The organism is Phyllobacterium brassicacearum (assembly GCF_003010955.1).
GTDB classification, from domain to species: domain Bacteria; phylum Pseudomonadota; class Alphaproteobacteria; order Rhizobiales; family Rhizobiaceae; genus Phyllobacterium; species Phyllobacterium brassicacearum.
In genome coordinates this window covers 22,834-44,933 of the sequence record NZ_PGGO01000032.1, presented here as the reverse complement: position 1 = coordinate 44,933, position 22,100 = coordinate 22,834, and the positions used below count along the sequence as shown (strand labels likewise).

Here is a 22,100-nt window from a genome sequence, read left to right as displayed (position 1 = left end):
CGTCGCGGGCGCTGCCATCAAAGGCGAGAAAGTCGTTCTCGAATATCTCGACACCGGCAAATCCCGCCCGCGCGATCGCGTCGAGCTTTTCCGGCAGTTCACCACTGAGCGATACCGTCGCTATCGAGGTTTTCATCGCAAACTCTCCAGAATGATGAGAAATCGGCAATGGTGCTGCTATGCCGCCTTGGCCTTGCCGACAAGTCGGGAAGCAGCCTCGAGAGCAAGCTCATAGCCGTCTGGGCCAAGGCCGCAGATCACACCTGTTGCAGCAAAGGAAATGTAGGAATGGTGCCGAAAGCTTTCACGCCTGTGCACATTCGTGATGTGGAGCTCGATGATCGGCCCCTCGAATGTCTTCAGTGCATCGTGTATGGCGATCGACGTATGCGTGAAGGCACCTGCATTAATGACGATGGCGTCGCCCGCATGACGCGCCTCGTGAATCCAGTCAATGAGTTGTCCTTCGTTGTTCGATTGCCGGAACTCAATTCCATGCCTTCGTCCCGCGTCGCTATCACGACACATAGCCTCGATATCGGCAAGCGTCGTACTACCGTAGATGTGAGTCTCACGCTGACCCAGTAGATTGAGATTGGAGCCGTTAAGGACAAAGATCGGTTTCATATCAGGAAGCTTTCCTTGTTGTGTTTGAATGGGAACCAGCGGCAACCGCCTCGTAGCGCTCACGCAGATCTATGCGGTTTGCCGTTTGCGCGGCTTCTGCAACCGCAAGTGTAGCGATCAACGTTCGAGCCCCGTCCTCAACTGTCTGCAGCGATTGCTCGGTGCCGCAGACGACGTCGCGAAAGTGATCGAGTTGGGCGACGTAAGGATCGACGAAGCTTGCAAAGAGACGTTGCGAAATGACTGGCTTGTTCCAGTTCTGATCGCCGTCGGCCTGGGACCAATGCACAAGGCTTGGAAATTCCAGGGATCCCTGGCTGCCGATAAACCTGTAGCTGCTCTCGCCGCTGAAGGGAAATTCTGCGGCCTCCCCCACGCCTTGCTCTGTGGTCCATGGAGAAACTGCGCTGTCGCTAGCAAAGAACGTGCCTATGCACCCGCCTTCGAACTCCATCAGAGCGCCCGCCGTATCCTCAACCGGAAAGTTCCTTTGCCTGTTGGAGGATGTAGCGCTGACGGCAACGATCTCGCCGGTCGTATAGCGAAGGAAGTCAATTTCGTGGATGAGATTGATCAGGATCGGACCTCCGCCGGGCTGCGTACGCCATGGTGCAATCTCAAAATACTTATCCGGCTTATAGGCTGCCCAAATAGCCGAAACACCTACAAGATTGCCGATAACATTATCGTGGATGTAGCGTCGCACCGCCTTGACTTGCTCATGGTGACGCCGATGGTGACCGACCAGCGTCCTGACATTGTTCCGGCGAACTTCGCCAAGCAGGGCGCTTGCCGCAGCAAGTGTGTCGGTGACCGGCTTCTCCATGAGAAAATCCACGCCCCTGCGGGCACATTCGATGCCGATCTCGGCGTGAATCTGGTTCGGTGATGCGATAATTACTGCTTGTGGCCGGGCGACATCCAGCATTTCCCGGTAGTCCCTCAACACCGGAACGCCTGGATATTGGGCCGAAACGCCTTCTGAATTGACATCGGCAATTCCTACGAGGTCGAAATCGGGATGCTCGCGGATCTTCATGATGTGTTTACGGCCGATCAGTCCTGCGCCGACCACGCCGATTGAAATATTTGCCATGCTTGCACTCGTTCCCATTTCAGTCAGATAAGGTGTTTGAGTTGGACCCGTGCTGAAACCGCATCGGCCAACGGATCTTCGGAGATAATTTCGATAACGATGTCGCCCTCGAATCCGATACGCTGGATGGTCTGAAGGATGTTCCGGAAATCGACCTGTCCCGAGCCTATCGGCGCGTGCTGCCATTTGCCTTCCATCGAGTCCGACAAATGGATGACACGGAGCCTGTCGCGAAGGAGTTCGAGACCAGTACAGGGACCTTCACCAATCGCCCGCGCATTCGCCACATCGTAGACCACATCGATCGTGTCGATCGCGCATTGCTCAAGCAACTCGTTCATCGATGCGGCGTCCGGAAACACCCCAAGCGGATGGTTCTCAAAGAGAATCCGAATGCCACGTTCGCGCGCATAATCGGCAAGCGTCATAAGGCTGTTGCGGAAAATCTCTTCAAGAACGCCCGACTTGGCTGGAATGAGCGCGTGTTTGCGTCCCGAACCGACGGTTATATGGCTCGCTCCCAGAAAAGCGGCCGCATCGACAGCTCGTCTGTGCGCAGCGATAGCGAATTGGGTCACATCAGGCATGGGGCTTGCCAGATTGTAGTCGCCGACCGGCAAGTCCAGCGCCAGCAAATTCCCGTCAATTGAAGCGATCTGGTCGCGCACTGCGACCCACTCGCTTGAACCGTGCTCGCGAATGTTGAAGTGCGGATCGCTCGCCAGGAGTTGAAATTTGCGGAAGCCCTGCTGTGCCAACTTGCCGAGTGCTTCGACAGCTGTCTCGTTCCAGACAAACCCGAAAGTATGAACGCCAAACGCGTGTTGCATGATCGGAACCTCAATGACCGAGGATCTGGCCAAGGAAGGTGCGCGTCCGCTCATTCTTTGGAGCCGTAAAGAATGTTTCCGGAGGAGCCTCCTCAATAATCTCTCCGTTCGCCATGAAGATCACCCGATCTGCAACTGCGCGGGCAAAGCCCATTTCGTGGGTGACGCAAATCATTGTTCTTCCGTCATTGGCCAGCGAGATCATCGTATCGAGCACTTCCTTCACCATCTCCGGATCAAGTGCGGAAGTCGGCTCGTCAAACAACATGACTTTTGGATCCATGCAGAGCGCGCGGGCAATCGCCACACGCTGCTGCTGGCCACCGGAAAGCTGGGCAGGATATTTGTGCATCTGGTCAGAGATGCGCACCCGCTCCAGATATGAACGGGCGACTTTCTCCGCCTGTCCCGACGTCATCTTGCGGACTTTCATCGGGGCTAGCATGCAATTCTGCAGGACCGTCATGTGCGGGAAGAGGTTGAACTGCTGAAAAACCATGCCCACTTCGCAGCGGATAGCGTCGATCGAGGCGCCTTTCGTCAATGCAATACCATCGACAACGATCTTGCCGCTCGCAAAGTCCTCAAGATAGTTGATGCAGCGGATCAGGGTTGATTTCCCTGATCCGGATGGTCCGCAGATGACGAGTTTCTCGCCCTGCTTGACCATCAGATTGACATTCTTGAGAGCGTGGAAGGCGCCGTAGTACTTGTCCACGGACTCCATGATGATCATCGGCTCGGTCAACGAGTCTTTCGAGAGTTTGGTGATCGAGTTCACGACGTCTTCCTCGTTCTTACTGGACAGTAAAGGGAATGTTGGGGAGCGAGTCCGGGAATTCCGGCATGTCCTGGCCGAGCCATTTCTGGTAGATCTTTTCGAGACGTCCATCGGCGCGCACCTTGTCGATGAAAGTGTTCAGCTCATCGACGTACGGCTTTTGCCCCGGGCGTACCGAAATCCCATTGTACTGGCGGTTGAATTGCAACTTCTTCTCGAATTTGAAGTCGGGTGCGATCTTGGCCATGCTCAGGAAGTACGTGTTGTTGGCGCCAAGTGCGTCCACCTGACCTGTGAGAAATGCCTGGATCGCCGTCGCATCGTCGTCAAAACGCTGGATCGTTGCACCCTGCGGTGCATTCTGGGTCACTTGCGTGTCCTGTGCCGATGCACGCGCCACGGCGATACGCAGTCCGTTAAGGTCGGTCGGCGTCGCGATGTTCGTCTCCGGCTTTGCGAGCAGTATGATATCAATCGCCGAGTATGGCTTGGTAAACTGCACGACCTTGGCGCGATCCGGATACATGCCCATGACGGCAATCAAAGCATCCACCTTGTTCGTCATCAATGTGGGTATGCGATTGGCAACGGCTACGCGCGTAAACTCAACCGGGACGCCAATTTCCTCGCCGAGCAGCTTGGCAAAATCTGCATCGAAGCCCGCGCTCTCATTGTTTTCGTCAACGAAGCCCCATGGCGGATTTTCCCCCTGGATGCCGATAACGATCTTTCCATTCGCCTTCAGTTGCTCAAAACTCTGGGCATTCGCCGCGCCGAGCGATATGAGCAGGCCAAGCGCAGCCGCGCCGGCACCCCCCCATGCGCGTTTCAGTATGCTGATGTGTACTTTCATGTCGGCTTCCTCCTTGCCTGATTGAATTGTTGACGGCTGCCCTAGCGGGCGTTCGCAAAGCGCTTTTCAAGATTGAAACTGAAGTGTGACAGTGGCCAGCAGAGCGCGAAGTAGAGTGCGCCAACGAGGCTAAAGACGATCAATGGCTGATAGGTCGCATTGGATACGATTTGTCCTGCGCGGGTCAGTTCGGTAAACCCGATGATCGCCGCCAGAGACGTCCCTTTGATAAGTTGGACAAGAAAGCCCACGGTGCTCGGCAGAGCCATGCGCAGCGCTTGTGGCAAGACAATGTAGACTGTACGGTCCCAATATTTGAGGCCAAGCGCTTTGGCGGCCTCCTCCTGACCCTTCGGCATGGCCATGATCGTGCTTCGCCAGATCTCACCCAGATAGGCGCTTGCGTGCAACGTCAGGCCGATCGCCACCGCAATCCAGGCATTGACCGTGACGTTGAGCAAGGGCAGTCCATAGTAGATCACAAAGAGCTGCATCAGGAGTGGGGTACCCTGGAAGACGATGATAAACGTCGCTGCAGCACGACGCAGAACTCCGAACACGGACGTGCGAATGAGGGCAATGCCCAAGCCGCCCACTGCTCCGCACACGAAGGCGATTGCCGCCAGAGCGAGTGTCCATCGAAACGCTTCGAGAAGGATAAGGATCTGGTTGAAGCCGAGTGTCTGAACCATTGGATTACCGTGTTGGATACGAGAAGAAGACCCGTTCGGTCGTGGCGAAGATGGCTGTCAACGTAGCCGACATGCCGAGGTAAAGGGCAGTCAAGGTAAGGTAGACCTCGAAGCTTCTGAAGGTTGTCGACTCAAGCTGCTGACCGATGCTCGCAAGTTCGGTCGCAGATATCGAAGCAACGACGCTGGACGTGAGCATCAGCAGAATGAACTGGCTCGCAAGGGCGGGAAAGCTAACCCGCAGGGCCGGCCGCAAAATAATGTAGCGAAAGACTTGAAAGCCATTCAATCCGAGCGCGCGACCAGCCTCTATCTGCCCCCGTTGAACGGATTCAACTCCGCCACGGATGATCTCGGCAGCATAGGCTCCACCATTGAGGCCGAGCGCAATGACGGCGGCCGTATCGGGGCTGAGGCGAATGCCGATCGTGGGTAGACCGAGATAGATGAAAAACGCCTGTACCGGAAAGGGCGTATTGCGGATAATCTCGATGAAAGCCTTGACCAGCCACACAAGCGGCCCGACGCCCGTTCGGCGCACAACGACACATATGAGACCAATGGCAAAGCCCATGGCCATTGCCTTGGCGGATATGACAAGCGTCAGCCAACAGCCATAAAGAAGCTGCGGCCAGGCGGCAAAGATCACACTGAAATCGAAACTATAGCCCACGGCGAGCTCCTCCCAGCTCAGACGGCGAATATCGCCTGACTTCAAAATGTTTAAAGACGTACATTTTTTACAGCGCATTAATGAGTCCTGTCAACTCCCGGCACTTACGTCAGAGACGGCGTCAATATCTTTTATTTTTCAATATGATACGCTACTTTTGCCTAATCATGTTGCCATTTTTGTTTGAATAATTTTTGATTTTGCGATGTTATCTAATTGTTCTGTATCGTACAATATTCAAATCGAACTTCCTGAGTTCTGCGATTTTACAATCACTTGACACTGCTGACACAATAAAATGTCCGACACAGAACATGCTTGCATCTACAGAGCGGAAGCGGGATAACGGCTGCAGGCGTTTACGCTCAGTGAGGAATCATGGTTGAAACTGCGATGGAACCGACAGGCGCTCCCAAGAAATATCAGCGGCAACAGCGCAACAATGACCCTGACCAAAGTCGGGCAGACATACTTGAGGCGGCCGAGGTCCAGTTTGCAAAGCGAGGCTACGCAGGGACGACCATTGACAGCATCGCGGCCAAGACCCGGCGCAGCAAACGAATGGTCTATTACTACTTCAACTCCAAGTCGACACTTTACGTCGCTGTGCTCGAAAACGCCTATGCCCGCATCAGAGCGGCGGAAGCAAATGTCAATTTAACGGAAGACGATCCAAGGCAGTCGCTAAAAAACCTTGTCAATTTCTGCTTTGATTTTCACTTCGAGCATCCGACTTATGTCAAATTGATCATGAGCGAGAACCTGAATGACGCGAAGTACTTAAACGCGTCATCATTAGTGGGCGAACTTCACCGGCCAATTATTCAGCGCATCGAGCAGTGCCTGCGCCTCGGCTATCAAATGGAATTGTTTCATCAAAACATTTCACCGGTCGAGCTCCACACTACTTTGAGCGGTCTGTGTTTTTTCAATGTCTCCAACCGTGCGACATTCTCTGCGATATTCGACGTCGATATGGCCTCTGCGGCTGCGCGACGTGCCCGCAAGCAGCAGATTCTCCTGACGATTCTTGGCAGGTTGAACACGGTTATGGATGGTTTCGTGTCGGACTTCACGTGAAGCAATCAACACTGGGGAACTCGTCTGTTCCGGCAAAGGCGAGCAAGGTTACCCGGATTGTTATTCATATCGACGACGGCAATGGAGGGCAAACCATCTGATGGGCGTTGCGCGGCCCATCAACCATCGGGAGCACAGCATGGACCTGGTCATCCGGGTGCACGGCGATGCAGATCACGTCTGGACAGCGAACGACTCCATGTGAGCGAGAAATGCCAAAAATGGCTGATTGAATCTATGCAGGGCTACTGGTGCCGTATGACAGTGGGGATCTCCTGGATGGCGAAACGGCCGAAAGGCGGTGCAAGCTCACTCAGCCCCGTTCGTATCGAGATATCTGCCGTTGTTCCCATGCGCGTTGAGCAGCTTTATGGCCTCGCCACTTGGGGCGGCCTGATCGCCGCGCTTGCCGTCAAGGCCTTCGCCCGTGCGATGGCAAGCTTCGACCGTGGCGTCGTTTGGGTTTTTGAAAGATTTGGGCACGGAGGGTCTAGGATATGATATCTTAGATATAGAGCCAATCGGAGGTGTATTTTGACACTGGCCGTTGCACGAGGACCGTCATTAACTGAACAAGCTGCAGCTTATATTCGCGGTCGTATCGTTCGCGGGATGCTGCAATGCGGCGAGCCATTGTCCGAACTGGCAATTGCGCAGGAACTGGGCATTAGCAAGACACCCGTACGTGAGGCCATTCTCGAACTGAAGCGTCAGGGTCTTGTCGATGTTCAGCCCCAGCGTGGCACTTTCGTCTTCGAAATGAGCGCTGACCAGGTAGTTCAGCTGGCCGAAGTGCGCTCAATTCTTGAACTCGCCGCCTTGGGTCTGGCCATGGACCGTGATCAGCGTGCTTTGGGCCGACGCTGGTCCGAGATTGTCTCAGCAATGGAACTTGCATTGGCAAAAGGAAATACGGAACGCTATCGGGTTCTCGACGGTGCATTCCACCAGGCGATGTTTGATGTCGCCGATAACCAGTATCTGACCGAAACTTTCACTGTTATCGCATTTCGAATTCAAGCGCTTCGCAATCGACTGTCGCTCGACCCTGAGCTGAACAACACATCATGTGATGAGCACCAGCGTCTTTTGCAACATGTCGGGAGAGGTGAAGTGGACAAGGCGATCAAGTTACTCGCTTGGCATATCGAATGGACACGGGACCGCTACATCAAGCTACTGCAAGCTCTTGCTACCTCACAAACCACGGTGCGCAACCATGAGCGGCGGCAAAGGGCTGGGAGAACATAGGGGTTCACCTGCATTGCCTGGCAATCACGATCGGCAGGGACGGATTATGGAGGTGGGGCGCGATTTTCCTGTTCATGATGATCGACGTTAGTGTCGTTCCGCAGGCAGCGCGCGCAAGGACTGCACCTCCTCGCGTGAGGAGCTTGATCTACGCACATGAAGGAACAAGTCAGACATAAAATTGCAAAAAGCATAACCAAGCAAGGAGGAGGAACTGAAATGAAAATGCCACTCAAGTGCATGCTGGTTGCAACTGTTGCCGGTCTGGCGATGTCAGCCACCGCATACGCCGCAGGACCAGAAATTGTGAAGGGTCCGAGCAAGGACGCGGAATGTTTCAAGCCGCTGACCGCGGAGACGAAGTATTTCCAATGGCCGAAGAAAGAAGGTCCTTACCGGATAGCCCTTGCCAATGGCTTCATTGGCAACACATGGCGCATTCAGATGATTCAGACAGCGAAGGCCTATGCAGCGCTGCCGGAAGTGAAGGCCAAGCTCAAGGAATTCAAGGTAGTTTCAACGGGTGACGATGTCGCCGCACAGATTGCTGCGGTCGATAACTTCATCAACTCCGGTTATGATGCCATCGTCGTCAATGCCCAAAACCCGACTGCGTTCAAACCGGTTATCAAGCGTGCCAATGCAGCTGGTATTGTTCTGGTGGCTTTCGATAACACACTCGATACCGACGAAGCGGTTAATGTGAATGTAGATCAGAAGGGGCTTGGCGAGCTCTGGGGCAACTGGCTGGTCAAGAACGTTCCTGGCAACAAGGGAAAGTTGCTTGAGGTGCGTGGTGTTACCGGAACTTCTGTCGATCGCGATCGTCATGAAGGTATTCAGGAGGTTCTGAACAAATCGGGAGGCAATTGGGAAACCGTGGAAGTCGTCGGCCGCTGGGACGATGGCACCGCGCAAAAGGTCGTGGCTGATGCGATCGCTGTGCACAAGCGTTTCGATGGCGTCTCTGTGCAGGGTGGATCGACCGGAACGATCCGAGCGATGATCGACGCCAAGCATCCCTTCGTGCCTGTCGGCGGTGAAACGGAGAATGGATTCCGCAAACTCTGCGCAGAATATTCCAAGGATGGCCTGAAATGCACCTCTGCGGGCACGGGGCCAGCACAGGTTGCCGTTGCCATCAAGACGGCAATCGCGGCGCTTGAGGGAGAAGTGGTCCCCCAATCGATCACGCTGCCCCTGTCGATTGTGGAAGATCCGAATTTCAAGGACGGCGAAAGCTATTATTCGAAAGAGACCGACAACTTCTTCGTCGGCAATTCCTTCCCCACTTGCGGCATCAATTTCAGCGCGCAGGAAATCATGGGCCAAACCAAAGCTGATCAGTAGATCGATCGTAACCGGGGTGCAGATACGCACTCCGGTTTTCTTTGGGAGGGGGTATTTCGTGTCGGACGCCGCGCCAATTCTGGAAATGAAACACGTCTCGAAACACTATGGCGGTATCGCTGCGCTGAACGAGGTGGATTTCGTTGCCTGTCCAGGTGAGATTCACGCGGTCCTTGGCGAAAACGGCGCTGGCAAATCGACGCTTATCAAGATCGCAGCTGGTGTAACTGATCCTAGCGAGGGCGAGGTCATCGTCGAAGGCCGACGAGTGAATTTTCGCAACCCGACGGAAGCAATGGCCGCAGGCGTGGTTTGTGTTTTCCAGGAATTGTCGCTCCTGCCTGACATGACCGTCGCGGATAATCTATCGATCGTCTCACCACCACTGCGTGGAGGTCTGATCAACGGGCGTGCACAGCGTGAGCGGGCACGTGAACTGCTGGCGTCGATCGGCTGTGAGGACGTTCATCCGCTTGAACTCGTACGCGACTTGCCGCTGTCTCGGCGACAAATGGTGGAGATCGCCAAGGCTCTGGCAAAAAAACCCAAGCTGCTCATCCTCGATGAAGCGACCTCGGCACTGACCGCCGCCGACGTCGAACATGTCTACACGATCATTCGCAACCTTAAATCCGCGGGCGTGGGAATTCTCTACGTTTCGCATAGGATGCATGAAATCGAGGCCCTCGCGGACTGCGCCACCGTCTTTCGCAACGGAAGGAGGATCGAGACTTTCAAAAAAGGCGAGCGTTCAGTAAGCGCCATCGTCCAGATGATGATTGGCCGCGAACTGATCCATCACTATCCGGACAAACCAGTTCCGAAGCCAGCAGCACCGGTGGCTCTTTCTGCAAAAAATCTATCCTGGGGTACGCAATTGCGCGACATCTCACTCGATATTCGCAAGGGCGAAATCGTTGGGCTAGGTGGGCTGGACGGTCAGGGACAGAGGTCCTTGCTGCTGGCGCTTTTCGGAGTACTCAAGGGCGTTTCCGGCACGGTGGAAGTAATGGGCAAGCCACATCGTCTTTCGGGACCCCGCGCGGCGATGCGTGCGCCCTTACCACTGGCACTCATTCCCGAGGATCGTAAAACCGAAGGTCTGATGCTCCCGATGAATATTCGCGACAACATCAGCCTTGCCTCGCTGTCTCACTTCCAGAAGGGGCTGCGGTTCGATGGCGGCAAAGAACACTCCGCGGTCGGGAAGATCATCGATAGGCTGAAGATCAAGATCTCTGATCTGGCCGCGGCGGTCTCGACCCTGTCGGGCGGCAACCAGCAAAAGGTTGTTCTGGCCAAATGGCTAATGACCAATCCCGGTATTATTCTTCTTAATGACCCCACACGCGGTATCGATGTTGGCACCAAACAGGAGGTTTATCAGCTACTCCGCGATCTTGCGGACAAAGGGGTGGCGGTACTTTTCTATTCTACCGACTATGCGGAACTGATCGGCTGCTGTGACCGCGTGCTCGTCATGTACAATGGCGGCATTGCGCAGGAATTGATGGGTCAGCACCTGAACGAGCGCACGATCATCGAGACAGCGCTGAACGTGGACGAGAAGGGACAGGTGGCATGAACGATCTTCGCCATCGTATCCATCACAATGGCGGACTGCTCGCCGCGATCGGTCTCTTCATCGTGATGTTCATCATCTACATCAGCAATCACCCCGTCGGGCTGACTGTTGCGGTGGCAACAACAGCGTCGAACAAGGCCGTCCTGCTAGCACTGGTCGCCATGGCGCAGACCCTGCCGGTCCTGACGCGCGGTCTCGATCTTTCGGTGGGAATGGTCTTCATCCTCGCCAATTGCCTGGCATCGGTCATCGTAATCGGCACGATCGGCGAAGGTTTACTCGGCATCACCGTGGTGCTGGGCGCGGGTGCGCTGGCGGGCTTCATAAACGGTGCAATTATTGTCTGGGGCCGGCTCCAGCCAATTATCACGACGCTGGCGACTGGCGCAATGTATTACGGGATCGCGCTCTACATCCGTCCCGGTCCCGGCGGCGATGTACAATCTGATATTGCCGACCTTGCAACGGGTCAGTTGTTCGGGGTCGTGCCCACGACCCTGGTTGTTCTCCTTGTCATAGTGCTGATAGTCTGGCTACCATACAGGAATTCAGTGCCTGGTCGTGCGGCCCTCGCCGTCGGGTCGAATGAGCAGGCTGCCTATATGTCCGGTGTTCCCGTGCAGCGAGCGAAGCTCCTGGCTTATACGCTTGCAGGTTTGCTTGCCGCCGCTGGCGGCCTGATGCTGACCTTCAACACCTATTCGGGTGAGGCATCTGCGCCGATCGCCGGGACCTATACGCTCAATTCTATAGCTGCAGTAGTGATTGGCGGGACGTCGTTGTTTGGCGGCTGGGGCTCAGCAATTGGATCGATCTTCGGCGCCTTCGTGCTACGCACCATCGAAGACCTGCTTTTCGTCTTCGACCTCGACCCACTCTGGCAACCCCTGTTCCAGGGTGTGGTTCTTCTTGCGGCCGTCAGCCTCGGTGCCCTGCGTGTTCTGCGTATTCGCAACCGCCTGGAGCTTTTCACATGAGCGAGCCAAAACTCCCGGTCAGCGCTTTTCCCGCCCTTCGGTTTTCATTCGATCGTTCGCTTATCATCGCGTTCACCTGCATCATACTCATGCTGTTTGGTGGGGCGCTCTATTCTCGTGAATTCCTCTCCCCCGAATATCTGCTGCAACAACTCCAGATCAGCGCTTTCCTCGGCATTATTGCTTCGGGCGTAATGATGGTCATCCTGATCGGCCATATCGACCTGTCGATCCCTTGGACGGTGACCCTCGGCGCGATGATGGCGACAGCCTTTGCGGGATGGTACGGAGATACCGGCAATCTTCTAGCGATCCCGGTTGGGATATTTTGCGGTGCGATGGTCGGATTATTGAACGGGATTGGTGTCGCCTATCTTCGACTGCCTTCGATGATCTTCACTCTCGGCATGAATGCAGTCGTCCAGGGGCTCATGGTGTTGCACACGGGTGGCTTTGCTCCGCAGGACCATGCCACGGACGCGATGCACTTTCTCGCTGTCGGGCGGCCAATGTTCGGCATCCCGAATGCCCTGCTCATATGGGTTGTCGTAGGCGCATTTACGACCTTCCTTTTGACGCATACGGCGTTCGGCCGACGCGTCTACGCGGTGGGTAATCGCGAAGCAGCAGCCTACCTCTCGGGCGTCAATACCAACGCCGTCATCATATGGTGCTTTGTTTTGTCGGGTGCCGCCGCCGCCTTTGCGGGCGTACTCCTTGCAGGCTATTCCACCAAGGCCTATCAGGCGATGGGCGATCCCTACCTGCTTCCGGCCATCGCCGCCGTTGTCCTTGGCGGCACCAATATTCTCGGCGGGCGCGGCAACTATCTGGGCACAATTGCCGGCGTTATTCTCATCACCCTACTGCAATCGATCCTCGCTGTGATGCAAATGCCGGAAGCCGGACGGCAGATCATCTACGGCATCGTTATTCTTGCTATGTTGCTTGCCTATGGAAGAGGCGAGATCAACCGAAAATAAGGCGCGCATTTTGGCGTAGGCAATTTTGATTTTTTGAGATTGTTCGTTTGAACATGCCGATAGTATGGACTGCTGCGGCGTCTCCATAAAAGATGCTCGCTTCCGTTGCGCTCTCAACAAAGCCTGTTGAAATGACCTGCCTGGCGAATGTTCAGGCGGCGGTGGCGTGGGTGAGATTGCTTTGAAGGTCTTGAGTTTCGGTGCCGCCGCGTCCTCTGAAATGGCTTATCGAGGAACCGGTCAAGGTCGCTTCGCTTCCCGGCGGATCGTGAGGCTGTACACGGCATTGTCGCGGGTTCTACAAACAAAGTTCGCGCCCGGGTTTCTATCGCTCTTCACCGTTCCCGTGATCTTTGCGCAGCAGCCATTCAGCCTGAGTTCCGTCGATATTGCACAAAGTCTGTCTGCCTTGATGCCTTTTTTTCCAATGCAGCTGTGCAGGCGGCAACTGAGCGTGGCTTATCCGAGGTAGCTTGCGCGCCGGTGCAAAGTAAAATGGTGCACAAGGGCCCTATGGCAATGAGGCGCTCGTTCATGAATCCCTCCATTATGCGTAAGTCGGATTATGCCGCATTGCCGAGCTTTGCGGCGAGCAAACCTGTTTCGGGCCATGCGGCAATTCGGCATAATCGAGCCATCGGGAAACGACGAGATTTGGTGGGAAGCGGACTGGCGGCTTCAGGAATTTGTCTTCAATTGCAGGCATCGGCGTGCGCTCGCACCGCTGCGAGCAACCTCTCAGCGGACTCGGCAACGGAAGCCGCCTGCTCCAAGAACTCGGTGCGTTCGGGCGGAAAAACTTAGCGACTTGACGAAGTTTTCGCTTGCGCCACCAGTAAATTGGCGATAGTTAGCGACATGACTAAGCATGATCCTGATCTCTCGCTGCTCTTCCACGCGCTCGCTGATCCGACCCGCCGGTCGATCCTGACCCGGCTCGCCGGAACACCTGCGCGCGTAACGGATCTGGCTGGGCCCACGGGACTACGGCTGCCCACGGTGATGCGGCACCTTTCCGTGCTGGAGGAGGCAGGGTTGATCACCACGTCCAAGGACGGGCGGATACGCACCTGCGCCATCGTACCCGAGGCTCTGGATCCGGTGCGGACATGGCTCGATGAACAGCGGGCCATCTGGGAGGCTCGGCTCGACCGGTTGGATGCATTTGTGATGAATGTGATGAAGGAAAGCGAAGAATGACACAGAACCTCGCTACAAACAGTGCGACCCGTGCGGCGCCTGATGATAGGAATGGCCGCTTTGCGACGCTCACCTTCGAACGGGACGTGGCCGCGCCATTGGCCGTGCTGTGGGAGGCATGGACGGCCCCGGCCGCGCGGGCGGTCTGGGCCGCGCCCATGCCCTCGGTCACCGTGGAGTTTTTGGAGGCCGACACCAGGGTGGGTGGACGCGAGGTCTCGCTCTGCAAGGTGGAGGGCCAGCCAGACATCCGCTGCGAGGATGGCTGGCTGGCGTTGCAGCCAGCGGTGTGCAGTGTGAACTACGAGGTGATCTCGTCTGGGGGCGTGACGCAATCGGTCGCGCTGGTGACGGCGGATATCTCGGGCACGCACGAACGCAGCCGGTTGGTCCTGACGGTGCAGCTTTCCTCGCTGGCGGAGGACATGGAGGCAGGCTATCGAGAAGGCTTCGGCGCGGGACTGGATAACCTCGCGGGCGCGGCTGAACGGACCATGGTGCTGCAGCGGGTGATTCAAGCGCCGCGAACCATAGTCTGGGGCGCGTGGATGAACCCTGAGACACTGCCACAATGGTGGGGACCAGACGGGTTCTCCTGTCGGACGAAGAGGATAGACCTGCGGACGGGCGGCGAATGGGTCTTCGACATGATTGCGCCTGACGGCACGGTCTTCCCGAACCACCATCTCTATAACGAGGTCCGGCCCGAGGAGAGGATCGGCTATACGCTGCATTGGGGCGAGAACGGGCCGAAACATGCCGACGCCTGGGCCTCGTTCGAGGATCAGGACGGGGCAACGAAGGTAACGCTGGGCATGGTATTCAGCACGGCTGCCGAGTTCCAGGAGGCGAAGGGCTTCGGTGCCGTGGAACTGGGACTGCAAACTCTGGGCAAACTGGAACGCTTCGTCGCATCCCGCTGAAATGCTGCGACATCCCGTCGGCTCGAATTAGGGCTTGTGGATGAGGTCCTCATCCATGTCGCGCCCGTCCTCATCGGCGATGGCATCCGCCTCTTCAGTCAGAAGGGCATGGAGCCGGTCAGGCTGGAGAAGACCGAGGTCTCGGAAGCGGGGCAGATCACCAACATGCGCTTCCGCTTCGCGGGATAGGGCCGAGAATTCACAAAGGGATACATGAAGAGGCGGGTTCTATGAGAAAACTGATCACATGGGATATGGTGACCGTCGACGGCTTCTTCGAAGGTCCGGACAGGGACATCAGCTGCTTCGTCTTCGAAGACGAACTCGAGAACTACATTCGTGAGACCCAGGAAAAGGCCGACACGCTGATCTTCGGCCGCGTGACCTACGAGCTCATGGCAGCCTATTGGCCGTCCGAGCAAGGCTGGATCGCGGACTTCATGAACAAGATCGAGAAGGTGGTCTTCTCGCGCACGCTGAAAAGCGCCGACTGGAACAACACGAAGCTCTTCAACGGCAATGTCGCGGAAGAAGTCTCCAAGCTGAAGACCAGGGACGGCGGAGACATCTTCGTGTTCGGCAGCGCCGACCTCACGGCGACCCTGACCGCTACTTCCGCGTTGATACAGTTTGGCGGTGTTCTTGTCGCGACCCCATCTGGAAGATGCGCCTAACCCAGCGTAGTGTAATGATCATTGTGAATCGTTTATAATTCGAGGAGTGTTCAGAGCGTACCTGCGTCAAATCCTTTGTTGAATCACAGGAGAACAGGATGCCGGACAGACATCAATTCTATAGAAATGAAATTTGCGGCCGTACTTTCATAGGTACGGTATGTGCTGACGGTCCATATCTGAAGATGCTGGAAAACCGAGCGTACGATCATCGCGTGCCACTTGGAAGCGCGCTCGAAATCTCGAAACCAGTCGGTCGGCACTACTATGCCATATGCAAAGACAACCAGCCGCGTATTGTACTGCCAATGTTCGACGACGAAGAGATCAATGTTGTCTCACGAGAATTCGGCATTCCCATCACTGGTCGACTGCAGGCTTTGTCATTCACAGAAAGCCCCGCTTGGAAAGCCCTGAAACGGTGGGTGAAACGGCATCCTGATATTGCTCGCGCTTGCTCACATACGGAGAGCTACGTTCCAGGCTGGCACAGTTTGGATTCCAATCCACAGGTTCAGGATATCCACATTGATTGAAGTTCAGTCTCCAGAAACCTTACTATTGGCGATTCTTCGAGGTAGCTCCGCAAGGAGGCGCTGCGATGAGTGATTTGTCCCCGAACTCGACCGCGTCCACGAACCTGTATGGTTAGAACGGAGCGTAGTCCCCGGGCGCCATATTCATTCTCCGGTCGCCGCCGCAGGCTCAGCTCATAAGTCAAGTACCAACGTACGCAAAGCAGGATGACAGATCGATCGAAATGCCGTCCTTTGAACATGTGACCGCTCGCGCCTTTCGTCGGGTTCAATGTCCCACACAACCGTAATCAAAGAGTTTGCAACACAACCGTTGTCTGTGCCCAAAAAAGCCCAATTCAGGTGATCAGTGCTGGATATAACTCCGGAAGGCGGGCGCCGATGAAACATATTGAACTTGAAGGGCGGCGGTGTCTTGTTCTGGGAGCAAGTGGCGTGCTTGGGATTAATCTGTGCAATGCATTGGTTGCGTGCGGGGCAACGGTGGCAGCCTATGGACGCGCCCTATCACGTCCGACGTCACTTCATCAGGACGTGAAGTGGATTTCGGGGCTGTTCGACGACGTTCGGACATTCAACCACGCCGTAAGGGGGCAAGAATTTGTCTTTCATTTAATCAGTACGACGATCCCGGAAGAGTCCAACCGGGACCCCGCTGCCGATTTAGCGGCAAACGTTCTACCCACAGTGCGCTTGCTTGAAGTTTGTTGCAAGGAAGGCGTCAAGAAGGTTGTTTTCTCCTCCTCGGGTGGAACTGTCTACGGTATTCCCTCGCAAATCCCGATTCCGGAGTCATCGTCAACGGAACCAATTTCTGGCTACGGTATCGGCAAACTTGCGATTGAGAAGTATCTTGCCCTGTTTCATCGGCTCTATGGTCTCGAATATCATGTCTGCCGTATCTCGAACATTTATGGGCCTTTCCAACAAGGTGATCGGAGGCAAGGTCTCGTTGCGACTACAATCCGGCGTGCGCTATTGAAGCAGCGTGTCGAGATATGGGGCGACGGGAAGGTTACACGCGATTTTATCTATGTGGACGATGTTGTGGCGGCAATGCTGTGTGGTTGCTTCTATCACGGCCCATATAGGGTCATGAACGTCGGATCTGGAATAGGTCTGACTGTCAACCAGGTGGTTGATGACATAGAGTCGGTGTTAGACGAGGGGGCGATCGAGAGATCCCACCATCCAGGCCGCGCAGTGGATGTCCCGAGGAACATTCTCGACATATCCTTGATTCAGTGCGAAACACCGTGGCGACCAATGGTCAACTGGCATGAAGGTCTGCATCGAAGCATCAAGTGGATGAAGGCAGCCAACATCGTCTCAAATCTACACTCCGCGCGCGATCGCTCCGAAGAGTCCCAAGACGTTCCACAACTCAAGAATTGGACGCTTAAATATGTTTGAATGGTCGATCCGCATTGGCGTGGAAGCCCGAACTTGAAACACGCAGTTGCCGATACCCGGGTTGCTGTTATTATTCCAGCTTACGGTCAGCCCTGGCTTACCTGCGAAACACTGCATACCGCACTGAACCAGATAGCCGATTTCAATTATTCCATCGTCATCGTCAACGACGGGTGTCCAACAACGGAAACACACGATGTGTGTCAGACCTTCGCCTCCGGTTTTCCGGAGCGTGTCTTTTATCTATCGAAGAGCAATGGGGGCCTTAGCTCGGCCCGCAACTGCGGAATAGAGTTTGCGCTTGCTGCATTTTCGCAGCTGGAGGCCGTTTATTTTCTCGACTGCGACAACCGGATCGGCCCTCATCTTCTTCAGCGTCTCCTTAATGCACTGCGCTCGTCCGGCCCGGAAGTCGGATGGGCATATCCGGATGTGAGCAAGTTCGGTTTCGCAGAACATGCGGATACATCCGGCCCCTATTCGCCATTGGAGCATTTGTTTCGCAATTTTTGCGAGGCCGGTAGCATGGCTTCGCGCCGAATGCTGGACGCCGGAATCCGTTTTGATACCGAAATGCGTCAAGGCATCGAGGATTGGGAATTTTGGCTTCAAGGCATGGAAAAAGGGTTTCGAGGCGTACACGTTGGAGATACGGGTTTTGCCTATCGAAGGCGCGGCGAAAGCATGCTGGTTGCTGCAGAACGGGACTTCGATTCAATTAAGCGTTATATCCGCCACCGTCATCCGCGGCTCTACAATCCGCGCAATGTTCTCACCTTGGAGGCGGATGCCCGATCTCGCTACGCAGTGTATCATCCCGACACCGACAGTGTGAGCTGCTTCACTGTTGCTGATCATATAGAGAAACTGACACGTAAAGAATTCATCGTACGTCTCCTTCAGGCGGGTCAACGACCCGCGTACGGCTCGTGCCCAGGCCAATTGATCGCAATGAACAGTTCTCTTTTCGACGGATTTCTGGCGAATGGCCAGCTTTTGGGTGTCCTGTGGACGCTGGAATGCGCGCTGTCGCGATCCACTGTTGTCGCATGTTCGGTCCGGCACAGCAGCGCAGCCAGGCCTTCCATTTCCTGGACCAGTGGAATAGACACCGATAAAGATCGGTGGCCTGGTGGTTGGCGCGAGACGATCTTTGCCATCGAGTGTTTCGAACTTATTCGTCATGCTCTCTCAGGAACGACAGATATCCGTGGCGGCGGGATGCAGAGCGGAAAACAGCATCACTATCTGCCGTTGCATATTCAATATTCCGGCGCGGCGATTCCTGATCAGGTTGATCATAGCCACGACAGTCTCCAAACATTATGCCGCGGAATCGTAGAAGTTGCAGAGTTGACACGGCACGGGCTGTGGGATGCGCTTCCCCTGGACCGCCACCGGGCTCAAACCGCATTGCCGCGCCATGTATATCCAGAACTCTTCAACCTGCCTTCAGTTCTTCCTTCCGGCGTAGAGCAGGGCAAACGATATGCTGCCTTGATCTTGAACGCGACAAATGCTGAGAAATTGACCGCTGCCGAACACCTTGCACAAGCTCTCAATTTCGAGGGGTTTATTGTGCACCTTTTCCTTTTCGCACCAGCTTGTCCCGAGATTGCCGCTCGATCTGCGTTTTCGCAGATTATTACGATGCCCCTGCCGCACCTCTTGTCCGGTGTGAGATCTGATACCTATCAGGCTGGATTGATATCGAGACTGGAGAAAAGACATATGAACGAAGCCGTTGGTGCCCTTGCAACTTATGATCGAGTGGTAAGTGTGGACGGTGGCTTATCGCATTCGTTGATGGGATCACTCAGACGATTGAAAGTGGAGACCTGGGCATTGCTCGGAAACGGTACCGGCAAAGTGACGAGCGCAGAGATCAATGCGTGCTCGGCCTTCGAACAGGCCTATAGTGCCATTATCCTTCCAGATCTCGAAACGGCACACCTCTGCAGGGCATTCGGGATTCCGGAAGCGCGACTGCGCCTCTGGTCAAGCGTCATTAACTCAGCCGATGAGTTCACCACAGCGGACATAACCTGATGCTGCGCGCGCCGACCCATATGTTATCAAGACTCCATGATGGCAATCCGAAGATAATCATTCTCACACTGGATTCCGCTCAACCGGATAACGAACTTCCTTTGGATCAGTACGTATTTCAGCTGGTCGACGATGATCATTTCACTTTAGTCCAGGCCGAAGAGGATGGTCATCCCAATGCGGACATCCATATATTCGATTTGCCGCCGTCAAATGTGTGGGCGTTTTGGGCGCCTGGTTTAGTCCAAGACACATCTCTGGACGCGCTGAAGACTTGGTATGCAAACACCGGTGGCAAAGATTTGGACGCTCCAATTGTGAAGGGAAGTCAGAAGGCAGTAATGGAACTGCTCCTCGCCCGGTCACTGCGGGAAGCACAAAGGCTGGGCAACATGAACCTTGCCTTGATGCGAGATCTGGCAGTTCTGCGTGAAAGCTGGCTCAATCACGTCAGGATCCCGGCGGAGATCGAGGAACTCCTTGCAAATCTGCGCCTCGCTTCGCCGCGACTGATCTTCAACAACTCTGACACTCCGGACAACGTCGCGATATCGATCGAATCGCGCATCATCCAGCCACTGCCAATCGGTGCGCGCGGGCTGCTTGGATTTGACCTCAATGTTATCGATGTGGGTGCTGGCAGCGGGATCCTATTCGCACAACTCCTAGCACGAGACACTGGCGCAGTGTTGGCAAGAGGGCAAATAGCGTTCGACGCACTTTGTCCGGGTTGGATTCCATTTCGTTTGCAGAGTGCATCTGCGGCATCGTCGCATTCACTGGAACTTCATATTTGGACTGAAAGCGAAATCGGGGCCACAGCGCCACAAATTGCAGCGACGCCAGCGGGTCTTCTGTCCCGATTTAGTTTTGATCCTCAAGCGAATGCTGTGCGAAGTTCCCAACTGCTAGCCCAAATGCTGGCACTAAAACTGTGGGGTGGTCTGCCGGGCGTGGCGATGTACACGTTCGAAGGAGAACTTGTGAACGACCAATTGACCGCGCTCGAAGTTCCGCTTCCAGATTCGCTTGTCGAGACGGTGCGATTGACGCGCGAAATGACAGCCCCCTATCCGGTATTCGGCTATATGGAGCGCGGAAAAGTGCTTCTGCGCCCTCTGAAGGCGATCCCCTCCGCCGCGGTCATACGATTACCTGCAACCCGTGGCCTTATCGAGATTTCCTGTGAGGTATTCATCGACGATAGGCGCTGCGAAGCGCGCCATCTTGGTACTCGGGTTGTCGTGACCTCGAGAGGTGTAGAAGCGGATGCAGCTGAGAGAGGTGAAGGAGTCCTTGCTGCCACTGACTGGGTCGAATTGACCGAACCGCTGACTCCATCGAGATTGATTGTTCGCCTTCCAGACATGCAAAACGAACCTGTTGATGTCCATCTTTTTACCCGGTTGCCAAAACCGGGGCCGGTGCCACCCCATGGACGCATCGTATTCAACCGATTTGTGGCAGAAGTTCACGCTGCATCGGCATGGAACGTGTCCCCGATCATGCTGCGTGAGCCCTGACTGGTTATTTTCTATGACATGCTTCGGCGCTATCATCTCCCGAAAGAGGCGTTACGCGGCCGCTTCCTGGAACTCGAGGGTGAGAAGTCGACGACCTGAATGGGCAGAAGGATCGAAAAGATCTGGATAGGATTAACCAGCTAATGGCTCTGAACCCGCGTGCTCGTAGTTGAGATTTGGAGCTTATCCGCAGATCACCATACCGCGGCGCCAGACAGGCCGCTTCCATGAGGCCTGACACAAGACCGCACTAGATCACATGTTCATAAAGGTTCAAGAAACTACTTGCATCCCGGGCGGCAACCACACAAGCCATTATGCAACTTCGAAGCACATATCGAGAACATTGGCATAGCGGGCAAACAGCAGACGTTGAGTTACCTAGTCGGCTAACACATCGAATTTGATCCATACGTGGCCTCAATGCATTTTCTGGCGGCAATCATTGAGGTGCAAGGATGTTTTGCACTGACAGCGGCTGTGGCGACGCCTTGGGTTTTAGAAGCGCTCGATGTAATCGAATACGGAAGCTCTCCATCGCTGCGTTGTCCCAGAGTTGCCCGATGCAGTGAGCAAATGCATGGCCTTCATTGGTGAAGATATGGCCTTTTTCGAAAAGATGAACTATGACGACTGGTACATCGCAATGGCAATCTCGCTGTCTGGGCGATCCTTCGGTTTGATCGTCGTTCGACCTTCGTTCATGAGTTCTTCGACCTTCTTGTCGAAATCCTCCTCCGCTCCAATGACGGGTTTAACGAGCTCCGTCATAGCCTCAAAACTCATTCTATTCGGGCCTATGACGATTTCGCCCTTCGTAAAACTTGTGAGGATGACATCAGTCAGATGTAGGTTAATGAGCTTTCTCCACGTTGCAACGTAACTGAGCTTGTAGGCCACAGCCTTACCAAGGTGCCCACGTGACACCCTTCTTGTTGGTCGGAAACATATGACCACACGACGCCTAAAATTGGAAAAGTTAACTGTTTATTAACCACGGTTTG

At 55.0% G+C, this 22,100-nt stretch carries 22 protein-coding genes and 3 pseudogenes; 16 read left to right on the top strand and 9 right to left on the bottom strand.

Annotation, left to right across the window (positions count from 1 at the left end):
* Positions 1-177 precede the first annotated feature (177 nt).
* The 7 genes from aroQ to CU102_RS26135 form a co-directional block, all read right to left on the bottom strand.
* Positions 178-627, bottom strand: a complete 450-nt coding sequence (gene aroQ, locus CU102_RS26165; protein WP_106713992.1) for a type II 3-dehydroquinate dehydratase — start codon at positions 625-627, stop codon at positions 178-180.
* 1 nt (position 628) lies between these two features.
* On the bottom strand, positions 629-1,723 hold the full coding sequence (locus CU102_RS26160; protein ID WP_106714002.1) for a Gfo/Idh/MocA family protein: 1,095 nt from the start codon (positions 1,721-1,723) through the stop codon (positions 629-631).
* Positions 1,724-1,746: 23 nt separating this feature from the next.
* Complete coding sequence (locus CU102_RS26155; protein ID WP_166648576.1) at positions 1,747-2,553, bottom strand: sugar phosphate isomerase/epimerase family protein; 807 nt, start codon at positions 2,551-2,553, stop codon at positions 1,747-1,749.
* A 10-nt stretch (positions 2,554-2,563) separates the two neighbouring features.
* Entirely contained in the window at positions 2,564-3,280 is a 717-nt protein-coding gene (locus CU102_RS26150) for an amino acid ABC transporter ATP-binding protein (RefSeq protein WP_106714001.1), read from the bottom strand.
* A 70-nt stretch (positions 3,281-3,350) separates the two neighbouring features.
* Positions 3,351-4,187, bottom strand: coding sequence for a transporter substrate-binding domain-containing protein (locus tag CU102_RS26145; RefSeq protein ID WP_106713990.1), 837 nt, complete (start codon positions 4,185-4,187; stop codon positions 3,351-3,353).
* 41 nt (positions 4,188-4,228) lie between these two features.
* Positions 4,229-4,879: an amino acid ABC transporter permease gene (locus CU102_RS26140; protein WP_106713989.1), complete on the bottom strand. Its 651-nt coding sequence runs from the start codon at positions 4,877-4,879 to the stop codon at positions 4,229-4,231.
* Positions 4,880-4,883: 4 nt separating this feature from the next.
* Positions 4,884-5,552 carry an amino acid ABC transporter permease gene (locus CU102_RS26135; protein ID WP_106714000.1) on the bottom strand — a complete coding sequence of 223 codons (669 nt, stop codon included), beginning with the start codon at positions 5,550-5,552 and terminating at the stop codon, positions 4,884-4,886.
* 378 nt (positions 5,553-5,930) lie between these two features.
* Between CU102_RS26135 and CU102_RS26130 the strand changes: the two genes are divergently transcribed.
* From CU102_RS26130 to CU102_RS26070, 13 genes and pseudogenes are all read left to right on the top strand, one after another.
* Positions 5,931-6,632 (top strand): TetR/AcrR family transcriptional regulator, encoded by a 702-nt coding sequence (locus CU102_RS26130; RefSeq protein ID WP_106713988.1) that lies wholly within the window; start codon positions 5,931-5,933, stop codon positions 6,630-6,632.
* A 279-nt stretch (positions 6,633-6,911) separates the two neighbouring features.
* Positions 6,912-7,133, top strand: a complete 222-nt coding sequence (locus CU102_RS26125; RefSeq protein ID WP_133624700.1) for a hypothetical protein — start codon at positions 6,912-6,914, stop codon at positions 7,131-7,133.
* Between the two features lie 33 nt (positions 7,134-7,166).
* Positions 7,167-7,883, top strand: a complete 717-nt coding sequence (locus CU102_RS26120) for a GntR family transcriptional regulator (protein ID WP_106713986.1) — start codon at positions 7,167-7,169, stop codon at positions 7,881-7,883.
* A 240-nt stretch (positions 7,884-8,123) separates the two neighbouring features.
* Complete coding sequence (locus CU102_RS26115; RefSeq protein WP_106713999.1) at positions 8,124-9,233, top strand: sugar ABC transporter substrate-binding protein; 1,110 nt, start codon at positions 8,124-8,126, stop codon at positions 9,231-9,233.
* A 58-nt stretch (positions 9,234-9,291) separates the two neighbouring features.
* Positions 9,292-10,818: a sugar ABC transporter ATP-binding protein gene (locus tag CU102_RS26110; RefSeq protein WP_245425575.1), complete on the top strand. Its 1,527-nt coding sequence runs from the start codon at positions 9,292-9,294 to the stop codon at positions 10,816-10,818.
* On the top strand, positions 10,815-11,795 hold the full coding sequence (locus CU102_RS26105) for an ABC transporter permease (RefSeq protein ID WP_106713985.1): 981 nt from the start codon (positions 10,815-10,817) through the stop codon (positions 11,793-11,795). The genes CU102_RS26110 and CU102_RS26105 overlap by 4 nt, the downstream gene beginning before the upstream one ends.
* A complete protein-coding gene (locus tag CU102_RS26100; protein ID WP_106713984.1) occupies positions 11,792-12,778 on the top strand; it encodes an ABC transporter permease in 987 nt (328 codons plus the stop codon). Before CU102_RS26105 ends, CU102_RS26100 begins: the two co-directional genes overlap by 4 nt.
* 166 nt (positions 12,779-12,944) lie before the next feature.
* A complete protein-coding gene (locus tag CU102_RS26095) occupies positions 12,945-13,250 on the top strand; it encodes a hypothetical protein (protein WP_133624698.1) in 306 nt (101 codons plus the stop codon).
* 386 nt (positions 13,251-13,636) lie between these two features.
* Positions 13,637-13,978, top strand: coding sequence for an ArsR/SmtB family transcription factor (locus CU102_RS26090; protein WP_106713982.1), 342 nt, complete (start codon positions 13,637-13,639; stop codon positions 13,976-13,978).
* A complete protein-coding gene (locus tag CU102_RS26085; protein ID WP_106713981.1) occupies positions 13,975-14,901 on the top strand; it encodes an SRPBCC family protein in 927 nt (308 codons plus the stop codon). The genes CU102_RS26090 and CU102_RS26085 overlap by 4 nt, the downstream gene beginning before the upstream one ends.
* A gap of 33 nt (positions 14,902-14,934) precedes the next feature.
* Positions 14,935-15,090, top strand: a pseudogene (locus CU102_RS26080) (dihydrofolate reductase family protein); the annotation flags it as partial.
* Between the two features lie 41 nt (positions 15,091-15,131).
* Positions 15,132-15,533, top strand: a pseudogene (locus CU102_RS26075) (dihydrofolate reductase family protein); the annotation flags it as partial.
* Positions 15,534-15,673: 140 nt separating this feature from the next.
* The gene (locus CU102_RS26070) at positions 15,674-16,111 is read left to right on the top strand and encodes a hypothetical protein (RefSeq protein WP_133624697.1); all 438 of its coding nucleotides are present in this window, start codon (positions 15,674-15,676) and stop codon (positions 16,109-16,111) included.
* A gap of 161 nt (positions 16,112-16,272) precedes the next feature.
* Here CU102_RS26070 and CU102_RS26065 read toward each other — a convergent pair.
* Positions 16,273-16,353: pseudogene (locus CU102_RS26065) on the bottom strand (IS6 family transposase); the annotation flags it as partial.
* A gap of 139 nt (positions 16,354-16,492) precedes the next feature.
* Here CU102_RS26065 and CU102_RS26060 point away from each other — a divergent pair.
* Genes CU102_RS26060 through CU102_RS26050 form a run of 3 tightly spaced genes read left to right on the top strand, consistent with a single transcriptional unit; the run spans position 16,493 to position 21,096 of the window.
* Positions 16,493-17,524 (top strand): NAD-dependent epimerase/dehydratase family protein, encoded by a 1,032-nt coding sequence (locus tag CU102_RS26060; protein ID WP_106713978.1) that lies wholly within the window; start codon positions 16,493-16,495, stop codon positions 17,522-17,524.
* The gene (locus CU102_RS26055; protein WP_106713977.1) at positions 17,525-19,573 is read left to right on the top strand and encodes a glycosyltransferase family 2 protein; all 2,049 of its coding nucleotides are present in this window, start codon (positions 17,525-17,527) and stop codon (positions 19,571-19,573) included.
* Positions 19,573-21,096: a DUF6212 domain-containing protein gene (locus CU102_RS26050; RefSeq protein WP_106713976.1), complete on the top strand. Its 1,524-nt coding sequence runs from the start codon at positions 19,573-19,575 to the stop codon at positions 21,094-21,096. The genes CU102_RS26055 and CU102_RS26050 overlap by 1 nt, the downstream gene beginning before the upstream one ends.
* A gap of 624 nt (positions 21,097-21,720) precedes the next feature.
* Here CU102_RS26050 and CU102_RS30000 read toward each other — a convergent pair.
* A complete protein-coding gene (locus CU102_RS30000) occupies positions 21,721-21,867 on the bottom strand; it encodes a hypothetical protein (protein ID WP_166648574.1) in 147 nt (48 codons plus the stop codon).
* Positions 21,868-22,100: the final 233 nt, after the last annotated feature.